The following is a 13,708-nucleotide window of genomic DNA, read 5'->3' on the forward strand; positions in this document are numbered from 1 at the left end:
AAATAACTTCTTCCCCCCCTACTTCAAAGCACTTTTGACCTTCTTCTTGGTGATGATACGGTCATTTTTGTTGGCTAGGGATTTGAGTCGGGCTTCGAGTAAGACTTTTCTGCCCGCTTCATTACGGGTGTAAACTAGATGGTACTCACCTAGCTGTGGTGCGACGGCATCTAGGAAGAGCTGGGCATCTTCCTTGCGTTTTTCAAAGAGGCTAGGCACTACGAAATACTTGGACTGACCTGCTGGTGCTTTTTGAGCGACTAAGAGGTAGCGTTGATTGTCCACTGGTGCAAAGAATTCTCCCAAGGCCTTGGAAAAAAGTTCCTTGTCTCGCATACTGCCACCTTTTAGATAGGCAAAGACGTTAAAGCTATCCTTGTCCTCATCGACCTGCACGCGCGACTGGTCATCAGACAAATGCCCTGCAGTCACCATGACCTTACGAATAGCTTCACCGATCTGGCGCAAGCGTTTATAAGGACTCTTGTAACTGTAGTAGCGAAATGCTGTGATGGCTAGGAAGAGGCCACAAAGAGCTGTCAACCATGGCAAGGCAAATAAGGTTAGTCGAACGACATAAGCCAGGAGACTAATGGCAAATACCATCAGAGCATAGCGAAGCCACTTTTCAGCATCCGCCAAGGCAAGCAGAGGGATTCGTTTGCTGTCGGTCGCCACTTCGTTGACAATCTCAATCTTATCAACAACAATGAGAGATTCCTGCCATTTTTTACGAAGCGAGGCACGATCTTTGGATAGTTCCATGATCTTCTCGTTATAGTCTTTGAGTTTCTTTTTTTTAAATGGAAACTCAGGAAAGTTCAAGCGATCCAGACCTGTTTCGATGGTATCTTCCTTATAGGACAAACCGAGGAAATGGTCCATACGACGGGCAAGGGTTTGTAGGTCCTGATATGGATTGAGGTCTTGTTCTTCTTGATCCTCCTTAGAAAAGACTGGATTTTTGTAAGGTTTGATGGCTACTAGGTGCCAGATATTGCTGGTCTTTTCTGGATGGCCTGACCAGACACGAATGGCACGCCCTCGCATCTGATTGCTGAGCATAAAGCTTCCGACAAAACTTCCGAGGATGAGAGAGTTGACGCAAGGTGCATCCCATCCTTCTCCCAAGAGAGACTTGGTTCCGACCAAGACCTGGATAGAACCACGTTGGAAGAGCTCGGTCACTGCTGCGACCATCCCCTTAAAGATGGATGGAAAACCTACTCGGAGATAGGTCCCTTGGTCAAGTTTTCCGATAGCAGAGAAGGTCAAGCTAGTGTTTGGGATGAGTGCTTCGAGTTCAGCCTTGACACTGGCAGGTATGATAACGACACTACCAGAAAGGACTGCTATAGGGACAGAAAAACTTTGCTTTTGTGCACTTCTGCGAATTATTTCAAAGTAAGGTAGGACACCTAATTGAGTGATGGGTGCCTGATCATCCCCTAGATAGTTAGCAAAGTCCTTACGAATATAGTCTGCTAGGACTAGTTGTCTCAAGTCTTTTCCGAGGCTAGCATACTCGGTCGCAAAGATATCAGCAATTCCAGATAATTTCCCCAATGATTGGTTGAGGATTTGGTCATTGGCCTTGGATTTGACCAAGAAAACCTGACGTTTTTCAATCAATCCTCTTGATTTCAGTTCTGCTTCTATCTTTTTCTTTGTCTCCTGCGGATCCTCATACCAGTCAGGAGTCTGATAGAGAAGGCCTTGCAAGAGAACTTCTAGCCAATAATAATTGAGGGCAGGCAAGCCTTCAGCTCCTAGTAAATCTTGTAGATGCTTGGGAATTTCCTGTTTTTGAGCTTGTAGATAAATGAGGAGCGCTGAGAGATACTTGGGATCTTCAAGGAGCATATCCGCAGAGATTTCCCCTTTGAGGACCTTGGAACTCCGAATCAGCTCTTGGAAGTCAGGATCAAGGACTAGTTGTCTGACATACTGCCACTTGGTGTCTTCAAACTCTTCTAAGCGCTTGTCCTCTTCCTTAGTCGGAAAACAGATATAGACAAAGTCCTGATGAGGGCAAAGAGTATCTTCCTTGACTAGTTCTGGCACTGTGATTTCTTGGTCAATCTCGCCACACATCTGGAGATAGCGTTCCCAGAGTTCTGGTTCACTGTCATAAGGCGGTGTCGCAGTGAGAGAGATGACTTTCAGTTGCTGGTAGCTTTTACGGAAGTCTTCTAAGCTTTTCCACCATTCATTTCTCAAATGATGGCATTCGTCCAGACAGAGGGTTTCAACGCCCCTTTCCTTGAGGCTGGCAATTAGGTCAAATCCGACATAGTCCTCAATCTCGCCATTATCCTCTTGAGATTGTACCTGTTGCATAGCGCTGTGAAAAGCTTGGTAGGTGGCGATGGTAATTCGCTTCATGTCCTTGAGATTTTGGGACACGAGATTTGTGACTTGGTCCTCATCCTCTAAAAAGGCCTGGCGAATCCTATCCACCCATTGTTCCCGGATGGTCACCGTCGGTACCAAAACGAGGGCAGGCTTATCAAAGCGGGCAATCAACTCGATTCCTATGGTTGTTTTCCCTGAACCTGGTGCTGCCACAAGGTGGACATGGCCATCTGCCTGGTATTCTTGGAACTTATCCAAAACCTGCTTTTGATAGTTGCGCCAAGTACCATTAAACTTCAATCCTAACATGATTTTCCTCATTCTAAGCTGTCATTTTCTTATTCCCATTTTACCATACTTGAGACTAAGTCACACGAAGTTTCCCATATAGTCTTTCTCCTTAAAATATGGTATAGTAGAATCATACTACACAAGAGGAGTTTACATGTCACACGATAAAGAAATGAAAGCTGTTTCTCCCCTTCTACAGCAAGCAATTAATATTTCTTCCATCATCGGTGGAGTTGGTACTTTGATTTTCTGTATCTGGGCCTATCAGGCTGGAGTCTTGCATTCTAAGGAAACCCTATCTGCCTTTATCCAACAGGCCGGTATCTGGGGGCCACCACTCTTTATCTTTTTACAGATTTTGCAGACGGTTGTTCCTATCATTCCTGGTGCTCTGACATCCGTTGCCGGTGTCTTTATCTACGGGCATATCGTGGGGACGATTTACAACTATATTGGTATTGTTATTGGTTGCGCCATTATCTTTTACTTGGTGCGTCTCTACGGAGCCCCCTTTGTTCAGTCTGTCGTCAGTAAGCGCACCTATGATAAGTACATTGGCTGGTTGGATAAGGGCAATCGTTTTGACCGTTTCTTTATTTTTATGATGATTTGGCCAGTTAGTCCAGCGGACTTTCTCTGTATGCTGGCTGCTCTGACCAAGATGAGCTTCAAGCGCTACATGACCATCATCATCTTGACCAAGCCCTTTACCCTGGTTGTTTACACTTATGGATTGACCTACATCATTGATTACTTTTGGCAAATGTTCGCCTGACCACTAAAAAAAGGTTGATCAAAAACTCAATTTTATACTCAATGAAAATCAAAGAGCAAACTAGAAAGCTAGCCGCAGGTTGCTCAAAGCACTGCTTTGAGGTTGTAGATAAGACTGACGAAGTCAGTCACATATGTAATCCAAGGTGAAGCTGACGTGGTTTGAAGAGATTTTCGAAGAGTATTATCAGAAAATGAAAAAAATAAAACGCATAATATCAAGGCTTTTCAACACCTGATAGTATGCGTTTTCTGATTATAAAAACTTTTTGCCCAGCCTCTTTTTGTTAAGCTTCTTTTTTCAGTAGGAGAGAAACAAGGACTGATGTCGCAATCATCCATACTCCTAGAATGATAAAGGTCATTCGACCATTCGTTGTTACTAAGCCAATTCCTGAAAGAACAAAAGGTGTTAACGAGGCACCAAAACTACATCCCAAAACAGCATAGGAAGTTGCTTTGTTGAGAAGTTTTGCTGGGATTCTTTCAGATATCAATTGAAAGACTGTCGTAAGAGCGATACTGTAAGCAAATCCTCCTAAGACCGAACCTGCAACGACTACCCAGAGAGAAGGTGAGAGAGCAATGATGATTTGCCCGATACCAAAGGTTACACCCGCAACCAATAACAATTTTTCCTTAAAGGCAGAGATGAGGAAAGAAAAGCTAATTCCCGCCAGAATTCCAATCAACTGCATGGCACTGAGTACCAGGCTTGACAATTGAGCATCTCCAAAGCCTGCCTCAATCATGAGACTAGGAATACGGAAGGTAATGGCTGTATTGGTACATACAATGACTGCAGCCCCGATGGCTAGAAAGAAAATCAACTGTTTCATAGAGCGAGTCAATCTTACTACTTCTTCTGTCTTTTGCTTGGACTCATGAACTTCTTCTTTGTTATAAGGGACAAAGAGAAGGAAGAGTACAAGAACTACTAGACCTGCTGCATAGGCTAGGAAGGTTGCGGTCCACCCAAAGGCCAAAAGTTGACCGACTGCCAAGGTCAAGATAGAGGCTCCCACCACCTCAGCTGAGCCACGAAAACCAAGCATCTGGATACGAGTTTTGCCATGGTACCGTTCACTGATGATCGAGATGGCCTTGGCGTTTAGCATCCCCACACCAATTCCAAAAAGGAGACGAGTAGCAAAGACAAAGTAGTACCCCTGATACCAGAAGGGAGCTGTTCCGCTGATTGACAAAATCAAAAGTCCCAAGGTCAGCTGGAGACGTTCAGGAAAAATCCGTTCTAAAACTCCATTTAAGAGGAGCATGGCCATAATCCCAAAGGATGGAAGGCTGACCAAGAGCTCGACCTGACCAGTCGAATAGCCCTGATAATAGTCAAACATGGCTGGTAGGGCACTTGATATAGAAAATGATGTGATCAATACTAACGACAGGGAAAGTATACTCACTTTTTCCAAAAATTGTTTCATCTTATCCTCATTCATTATTTATGTTAAGTCAAAAGAGCTAGATATTACTCTAGAGAAAAAAGATTCCTTTCTTCTAGTCCCTATCACTCTTTTAGCAAAAAGGTCCTTTCCTATCATACACTGTTTCCCAAAAATTGGCAAGCAACTGCTTTATAAGTTCAACATAAAAAGTAGGACCATCAGACTCGGTGAAGCCTGTTGAATCCTACTTTTATAGATTTTAGTAAACTATCTTACTTAGATTTTCAAGAATCGACGCATTGAGATTCCTGAACCAAGTGAACCGATACAGATTCCGATGAGGAACAAAAGACCAATCATCAATGGAATAAAGGTATCTGGGGTAATCAAGGATAGGTTTTGTCCAACCAAGGATGGGTTGACAGATTGGAATACTCGGTTATAGATAAAGTAAACCAGAACTGATGGAAGAGCTGCTCCCAACAAACCAATAAAGGCTCCTTCTAGCAAGAATGGGCCACGGATGTAGCTGTTTTTAGCACCAACCAAACGCATGATTTGGATTTCACGACTACGTGAAATGATAGTGATACGAATGGTATTTGAGATCAAGAAGACCGCGATGAAAATCAAGAGTCCTGCAATGAACAATCCCCAAACACGGATGAAGGAAGCCAACTTGAAGAGGCGTTCCGTATTGGCACCACCGTCTTGAACTTCCGAAACTCCTTCGATTTTCTTAGCTTCTTCAGCGACTGGTTTCACATCACTTGGTGAATTGGTATCTACGATGTAGGCATCATGAAGAGGATTGGCATCTCCTTCAAAAACCTTCCACTCGTCACCCATGGTTTCAGTCAGCTTTTGGTACTGCTCTTCTTTACTTGAGAAAGTTACATTTTTAACAGCTGGCATAGCCTTGAGGGCATCATAAACCTTGTGGTAATCATTGTTTGTAACTGTTTGGCCCTCTTTGACAATGGTTTCACTATTGTCTTCAACGTCTTTACGGACATAAACCATGACGCGAACGTTGTTTTCGATATCCGTTGCCAATTTTGCAGTATTAAAGATAACTGAGGCAAAAATAGCAACCAAGGTCAAGGTAATCATTACTGAACTGACAGCAGCAATGGTCATCCACCCATTACGCTTTAAACTCTTTAAAGCTTCGAATAGGTGGCGGAAAAATCTACTAATCATCGTATCCGTACTCTCCTTTCGCTTCGTCACGAACCACACGACCATTCTCGATGGCAATGACACGGTGGCGCAAGGTATTTACGATTTGGCTGTTGTGAGTGGCCATCAAAACAGTTGTCCCTTGAAGATTGATGCGCTCCAAAAGGTTCATGATTTCCCATGAATTATCTGGGTCCAAGTTACCTGTTGGTTCATCTGCAATCAAAACTTTAGGATTGTTTACGATAGCGCGAGCAATGGCGATACGTTGCTGCTCACCACCTGACAATTCATTAGGGAATGAACGAACCTTGTGTTTTAAACCAACAAGATCCAAAACTTCCATAACACGTTTTTTGATATTGCGACGGCTTTCACCGACAACCTCCATTGCGTAAGCAATGTTCTCATAAACGGTTTTCTTTGGCAAAAGTTTGTAATCCTGAAAGACAACTCCAACATTACGACGAAGGAGCGGAATATCTTTCTTTTTAATCTTCACGAGGTTAAAACCTGCAACCTGCAAACTTCCTTTTTCAACTTTAACCTCACGATACAAGGCACGGATAAAGGTTGACTTACCTGCACCTGAAGGACCTACGATATAGGCAAACTCTCCTGGTTCAATGTTCACAGAGACGCCACGTAGGGCTGTTGTCCCGTTGTCATACTTTTTGACAACATCTCTCATTTCAATGATCGACATGTGACTTCCTTTCTTTTAACTAATACGCCATTTTAGATAGGCATCGATGAAACCATCTAAGTCTCCATCCATGACCTTATCTACCTGCGCAACTTCAAAACTGGTACGGTGATCCTTCACCATGGTATAAGGGGTGAATACATAGGAGCGAATCTGACTTCCCCATGTGATTTCTTTCTTATCCCCCTTAAGGGCATCTACCTCAGCAGCTTTCTTTTCCTGCTCCATTTGATAGAGTTTTGCCTGGAGCATCTTCATCGCACGGTCACGGTTTCCGTACTGAGTACGGTCAACGGTTGATGCAACGACAATCCCTGTCGGAATGTGGGTCAAACGGACACCTGTTGAAACCTTGTTGACGTTTTGTCCACCTGCTCCACCCGAGCGGAAAGTATCCATCTTGATATCATCTTCTCGGATGTCAACTTCAATAGTATCATCCAACTCTGGCATAACTTCTACAGAAGTAAACGAGGTGTGACGACGCTTAGCTGAGTCAAATGGTGAGATACGTACCAAACGGTGAACTCCCATTTCTGACTTGAGAAGTCCATAAGCATTTGGCCCTTCAAAAGACAAGGTCACCGACTTAATTCCTGCTTCATCACCAGCTTGATAGTCCAAGACTTCAACCTTAAAGCCTTTAGCGTTACCATAACGAGTGTACATACGAAGGAGCATATCGCCCCAGTCTTGAGCTTCTGTTCCACCAGATCCTGGGTGAATCTCTAAAATAGCATTATTATGATCATAAGGCTCTGATAAGAGCAAGGTCATCTCGTAGCTAGTCATCATCTGATCTAGCTCAGCTAGCTTCTCCACCAACTCATCCTTAACAGACTCATCCTCTGCTAAAAAGTCTAGCAAGATTGCAACCTCATCCTGCAACTCTTCCATGGTATGGAAGGTATTGTAGGTATTTTTTAATTCATTTAATTCTTGCGACGTTTTTTGGGCCGCAATATTATCGTTCCAAAAATCAGGTTCTGTCATTTTGTTTTCCAAAATGGCAATTTCTTCTTCTAACCCTTCGAGGTCAAAGAGACCCCCTAAAAGAAGCTAATTTTTCACGATTGGCGTCAATTTTTTGACGAATTTCTGAAATGTCCATATATACTCCTTTTTTGTATCGTTTTATTATACCATAATTTTTCTTATTTATCTAATCGGTGTTTTTTAAAATTTCTTATCAAAATATTTCTATTTGAAGACGAAGGGGTTCTTTCAACAAGTTAGGGTTTAAAGAATCAAAAAACACCCCAAAGCTGACCAATATTCTCATTCTAAAAACATTGATTGATTCTCTGAGATGTATATAAATACTATTTTAAAAGAAAAGTATCTGACAGGTCTGAACGTAGCACCTAATCAGCTTTCTAGCAAAGCAACTAAGATCATTCTTTATCTGCCTTCAAAGTCGGTTTTGTTTCAGCAGCTTCATCTTTTTCATTGACTTCTGCCGATTTTTCTTCCTTCTCTACTAGCTTATCAGAATCCTTCTTAGGCTTTTCTTGACTTTCCTGAACTTCTACTTTATCAGGATTCAAGCTCCAAATGCCATCTTGATTGACCTTGTAACCATCAGGTGTTGTTCCATTTCTCAATAAGGAACCATCTGCTTGGAAATAGTACCAGTTGCCATTCAGTTGTTTCCAGCCAGTCTGCATAGCTCCGCTTGCATTGAGATAATAACGAGTGCCATCGACATCTAGAAGACCTGTTGCCATGACACCATCCTCAGGTTTGAGATAGTACCAAAGTCCTTTGTCTTTGAACCAACCTGTCTTCATGGCTCCACTTTCTGTAAAGTAGTAATACTGGTTATCTAGCAATTGCCATCCTGTCTCCATAGCTCCACTTGCATTGAGATAATAACGAGTGCCATCAACATTTAGAAGACCTGTTGCCATGACACCGTCCTCAGGTTTGAGATAGTACCAAAGCCCTTTATCTTTGAACCAACCTGTCTTCATAGCTCCGCTAGTTGCGAAGTAGTAATAATGATTGTCTAACCATTTCCAACCAATTTGCATGGCTCCACTTGTATTAAGGTAATATCGGGTTCCATCAATCTCTTGAAGACCTGTTAACATGATGCCGTCTTTATCTAGATAGTACCAGAGTTCTTTATCTTTAAGCCAACCTGTCTTCATAGATCCACTAGTTGTGAAGTAGTAATAATGATTGTCTAACCATTTCCAACCGGTCTGCATAGCTCCACTTGCATTGAGGTAATAACGAGTGCCATCAATCTCTTGAAGACCCGTTAGCATGACACCGTCTTTATCCAGATAATACCATGTACCCTTATCCTTAACCCAACCTGTTTTCATAGCTCCAGAACTTGCAAAATAGTTCCAATGACCTTCAGTAAAGATCCAACCGGTTTGCATCATCCCTTCTTGATTGAAATAATAGGTAGCTCCATTGATTTCTTTTTTTCCAACGATTCGAGTTCCCTCTTCATCAAAGTAGTACCAGTTTCCATCTATTTTTTGCCAACTAGATGCAGTTCCTTCTGTTTGAAGAGCACCACTACTTGCAAAGAGCATCTTCTTACCATTGAAGACTTGTAAGCCAGTTAGCATTTTACCATCCTTATCAAAGAGGTATTTTTGACCACCAATTTCAGCTAGTTCATTGTAACGTCTTGCACCGTTTGACTGGATATAGTACCAAGTATTATCATGATAGAACCAACCACCCGTCTGCATTTTACCATCATTGTTTAGGTAGTAATCATTAAATTTTGGTTCTCCATTCCATTCGTCAGTGATACGGAGCCAACGACCACTCTGCATTTGACCTTTTCCGTTAAAGAAATATGTAGCACCAGCAATATCATGCCAACCAATAGCCATCTGACCATCTTTTAAACGATACTTCCAGTAACCATCTTCTTTATACCATTTCTCTTCAACAGTAGGAATATTCGGAAAATCTCCTGAGACATTTGTAAAGCCTTTATCACTAATATCAAATACAGTTGCATCCTGAGTTTTACTTGATGCATGAATCACTTGAATATTTTTATTTTTTAGATAGTCTCTCGTTGAAGCGAGGTTAATATCTCCTCCAGTTGTTTGGATAATCATACTAGGAGAAAGGTGTTCAATGAAACCAATTGTATTAGAAACCTTGGCATCGTAATGGTGATTCCATTTCATCATATCCACTTTTCCAATAACAGGCCCTAATTTATCTTCAGCTCCCTCAGCATTATCCAAATCGCCACCAAGATAAATTCTTTTTCCTGCTACAGTCACTACTGCAACAATTGAATTGGAATTATCATCAAGAACTCTTTTTAGGTTTCCATCAGCATCATATTCATTTTTATAATTATAAAGTTGAATATCCATATCCCCAAATTTGAACTTGCTATCTTCATCTTTTATGTCTTGAATAAGTGTAACTCCCTTATTCTGTGCAGCACGAAGAGCATTATCATAATTGAAAAGGTTATCCCACAATCCCCAAGTGCTTGTAATTCGTTGATCCGAATATTTTTTCAAATAGAATTTATCGACTTGATAGCGATTAAGAATTTCATCTGCTCCACCAATATGGTCGCTATGAACATGAGTTCCTAATATAAAATCTAATTTCTTGACACCTAATTGATCAAGATGGCGAATCAACCGATCTTCCAAAACTTGATAATTGTTAATAGAAATTCCCCATCGATTTGGATAACGTGTATCCGTTCCATCCGGAAAGTCATAATCCTCTCCCATATCAATCAAAGCATAATGACCATTACTTTCTAGTAAAATAGCATCACTTCCAGAGTTAGCTTTTGTATTGATAAAGTGGATACGATTCCCTGAACCTGCTGAGATTGTATCTGCATTTACTGTTTGTGCTTGAATTATTGATGCCGATAAGATCAAGGCACTAAGTAATATTGATTTTTTAATAGTTTTCATAAGGCATTCAACTTTCTATTTTTTATATACTCTTTCGCTAATCAATCCAATAATTCTTCTCATTTCCTGGTATCTGTTTGTCAGCAGGAGGCGGAGTCATATAATCTTCCCCAAATTCATAGACAAGAATCTCATGATATCTTCTTGGTACTTTTAGGATTAGATTTTCATATGGCATATCAATTGTATCATACAGCCATTCTGCTTTAATGCCAGCTGGATAGTATGAATCATAAGTTGAACAAACCAAGTCTGTAGAATTTTCAACACTGTATTTTAAGGCAAGTTGTTCTAGCTTTTGATTCCAGAATTGAGGAGATGTAAATCTGAATATTGCTGACGCGATATAACGAGGAAGATTTTTAATCCCTCCGTTTTCGTATTTAATTCCTTTAAAGTTCAAAGACGATAGACGAATTAGTTGTTTATATAGTTTCATTTTCTTACGATCTTGTTCGTCCGTAACAAGACCATCGTACGGGAAGACATCTACGCAAGTTCCAAGCACAACACTTGGATCTAAAAGATTCGAATCTCTCCGTGTTCGAATATCGTAAACACGCATATAACTATATGGATAACCCTTCGTTTCTCTAAAAGAAATCAGCTTATAGTATGGGTGGTTATCGTTTTTTAGAACTGCGTATAACTTTTCAAATTCATCTCTAGCTAAAGAAATGTCTGTATCATCATCCCAAGGAATAAAGCCTTTATGACGTACAGCCCCAAGCAAGGTTCCAAAATCGATAAAATATTTAATATCATGTTTTTCACAGATTTTATGTAAATACTCTAGAATATCAAGTTCTACTTGCTTGATCTCTTCTAGACTTAAAATTTTCTCAGACATCTTTGTCACTCCTATTTTTTACTCTTTCCTAAGATGAAAAAATATTATCCATTCTCTACAATTTTCCACAGTTTGAAGTCATGATGGGAAACCTGTTGCTCCACTGGTGGCAACTGCATATAGTTTCCATAATCGGAAGTAAGAATTTCATGGTAGTGTTTTGGTATCAAAAATTCTTTCCCTTCAAAATTACCAATTTCAACATCTTCTAACCATTCTCGTTTCCAAACAGGTTTATTCATATCTTTATAGATAAGATAGTCTACTTGTTCATAATCTTCTACTTTTCTAGATTTTGCCAATTCATCGATTTGAGAAACGTACTTATTTGTGTTTGTGAAATAAAAGATAATAACAGAAATATAGCGGATAATTGAATTTACTACACTTTTAGTATTCGTAATTCCTTTGAAAGTATAACAACTTAACTGGCGTTTCTTGATGATTTTAGTCATTTTATCCTTAAACGCCTGATCATCTTCATAACCATCTACAGGGAAAATATCTACATAGATACCCATATTTGAATCAATTCGCACATCTTCCTCAAGTAGGTAGGTTCGATTATCTTGAACCTTCATGAAAGGATAAACATAATTGATATTATTTTTATAAGACATGACTTCGTATCGTTCATCTGGATGGGCAATCAAATAATCTTGTAATTTTTCATAATCATCTCGAAGCATACAAATATCCATATCATCATCCCATGGAATAAAACCTTGATGACGAACTGCGCCAATTAAGCTACCATAAGCTAAGAAATACTTAACACCAATTTTCTGACAAACTTCATGAATATACTCCATGATTCCTAATTCCATCTGTTGGATTTCAGAAATATCTGTCACTTCCTCATAACGGATATTTTTTTCTTTCGAACAGACTGTTAAACCATAACCAATCACTAACCAGAAAATAATATTGATAAAGTTTGTAGAATACATGATCTGACTTTCAAACAATTGTCCAAATAAAATACCAAAAAATAGAATCATAATAAATTTTTCGCTATTCTTCTTAGACACAATTAAATAAGTAACAAATCTTCCAGCGATATAACTTATTAAAATGATGAAAGAAAGTAAACCTAATAATCCTGAACTTACAAAAATTGTTACAAATATATTGTGGAAGTTCCCACCAATCAGCGAATTCTGAATTTCAAATTTACTAAAGTACTCTTTATAGTAATCGGTAACATTTCGAACACCATAGCCAAATAACGGTTTTGCACTTCCCATTTTAATAGCATTTTTCCAGATATAAGTACGACCACTTGGTGTCGTCTCGATTAGGTGAAGTTCCCCGTTTTTCTTGGCTACGTCCGAATCTGTCTCTGAATATGATTTGCCTTTATTTAAGTCAATTACAGTTGCCTTGGCTGCTGAAATGTATATAGAAGTTACATAACTAATACCAATATTACTACCTGTGAGTAAGATACTAGCTACTAGAAAAGTAAGCCATTTTTTGAGTAATTTTCCTCTAGAAATAAAAAGACAATAAATTCCAAGCATCAAAATGACTGATAAGAGTGCTCCTCTACTCTGCATGGTTGCAAAATAGATTAACTGAATCAGATTATTTATCTTTAGATAAACTGAGTATTTACTTCCTTTATGAATAAGGTACAAAGCAAAAACAATGCTGATATAAGAAAAAATAGCACTTGCATTTGGATTAACAATTCCCCACAAGCGTCCATTCATAACACCATAATAATAGGATTGTTCTCCAATTTTAAATAATATTAAGACTCTAAATATTAAAAGAACAAAAGCAAATATGGCTGAGAAAAAAGAAACAATTTGAACCGTTCCTGCAATCAAGCGAATTAACTTCTTTAGATACTCTAAATTCACCATGGTAAATAGTAAAATGTAAGTTATCATAAAGAAGATTTCAACCATATTTCCAAGTAAGTGGCCTGAACGATTAACCAGTGTTGCTACTAGATGACTCCCCGTCAAAAGCCCAAATAAACCTAGGAATTTCTTATCGATTTCTATTCGTTTCCAATTTAACAATAAGGTTAAACAAATACAAAGAACAACAACTGCTGATAATCCCTTGTAAACAGGATTTGTTACTTTATAGACTAGTGAACTCATGCTTAAAATCGAAATAAAAACAAACAGATATGAAATCCAAAATTTTGATTTTTCAAAGCATTCATTCGTTTTTGAAAAATTCATCTTCAACTCCTTTAAAT

General features: G+C 39.5%; 9 protein-coding genes. 1 reads left to right on the forward strand and 8 read right to left on the reverse strand.

What is annotated here, in order from left to right; genetic code table 11:
- Positions 1-18 precede the first annotated feature (18 nt).
- A complete protein-coding gene (locus HMPREF2795_RS01695) occupies positions 19-2,664 on the reverse strand; it encodes a DEAD/DEAH box helicase family protein (RefSeq protein WP_075228070.1) in 2,646 nt (881 codons plus the stop codon).
- Between the two features lie 136 nt (positions 2,665-2,800).
- Here HMPREF2795_RS01695 and HMPREF2795_RS01700 point away from each other — a divergent pair, with 136 nt between their 5' ends.
- Positions 2,801-3,421 carry a TVP38/TMEM64 family protein gene (locus tag HMPREF2795_RS01700; RefSeq protein ID WP_045763499.1) on the forward strand — a complete coding sequence of 207 codons (621 nt, stop codon included), beginning with the start codon at positions 2,801-2,803 and terminating at the stop codon, positions 3,419-3,421.
- Positions 3,422-3,707: 286 nt separating this feature from the next.
- Here HMPREF2795_RS01700 and HMPREF2795_RS01705 read toward each other — a convergent pair whose 3' ends face one another.
- The 7 genes from HMPREF2795_RS01705 to HMPREF2795_RS01735 all read right to left on the reverse strand — a co-directional run bounded on the left by HMPREF2795_RS01705 (position 3,708) and on the right by HMPREF2795_RS01735 (position 13,691).
- A complete protein-coding gene (locus HMPREF2795_RS01705) occupies positions 3,708-4,862 on the reverse strand; it encodes an MFS transporter (protein ID WP_075228071.1) in 1,155 nt (384 codons plus the stop codon).
- Positions 4,863-5,099: 237 nt separating this feature from the next.
- The gene (gene ftsX, locus HMPREF2795_RS01710) at positions 5,100-6,026 is read right to left on the reverse strand and encodes a permease-like cell division protein FtsX (RefSeq protein WP_000625530.1); all 927 of its coding nucleotides are present in this window, start codon (positions 6,024-6,026) and stop codon (positions 5,100-5,102) included.
- The gene (gene ftsE / locus HMPREF2795_RS01715; RefSeq protein ID WP_049508675.1) at positions 6,019-6,711 is read right to left on the reverse strand and encodes a cell division ATP-binding protein FtsE; all 693 of its coding nucleotides are present in this window, start codon (positions 6,709-6,711) and stop codon (positions 6,019-6,021) included. Before ftsE ends, ftsX begins: the two co-directional genes overlap by 8 nt.
- Positions 6,712-6,726: 15 nt before the next feature.
- A protein-coding gene (prfB, locus tag HMPREF2795_RS01720; RefSeq protein WP_148130293.1) for a peptide chain release factor 2 occupies positions 6,727-7,822 on the reverse strand; the annotation gives its coding sequence in 2 pieces (ribosomal slippage) (positions 6,727-7,749 and positions 7,751-7,822; 1,095 coding nt in all).
- Between the two features lie 283 nt (positions 7,823-8,105).
- Complete coding sequence (locus HMPREF2795_RS01725; protein ID WP_000848951.1) at positions 8,106-10,640, reverse strand: MBL fold metallo-hydrolase; 2,535 nt, start codon at positions 10,638-10,640, stop codon at positions 8,106-8,108.
- A gap of 37 nt (positions 10,641-10,677) precedes the next feature.
- Complete coding sequence (locus tag HMPREF2795_RS01730) at positions 10,678-11,490, reverse strand: LicD family protein (RefSeq protein WP_001290851.1); 813 nt, start codon at positions 11,488-11,490, stop codon at positions 10,678-10,680.
- Positions 11,491-11,534: 44 nt separating this feature from the next.
- Complete coding sequence (locus HMPREF2795_RS01735) at positions 11,535-13,691, reverse strand: LicD family protein (RefSeq protein WP_001011705.1); 2,157 nt, start codon at positions 13,689-13,691, stop codon at positions 11,535-11,537.
- Between the last annotated feature and the right edge of the window lie 17 nt (positions 13,692-13,708).

This window comes from Streptococcus sp. HMSC056C01, assembly GCF_001811305.1.
GTDB lineage: Bacteria > Bacillota > Bacilli > Lactobacillales > Streptococcaceae > Streptococcus.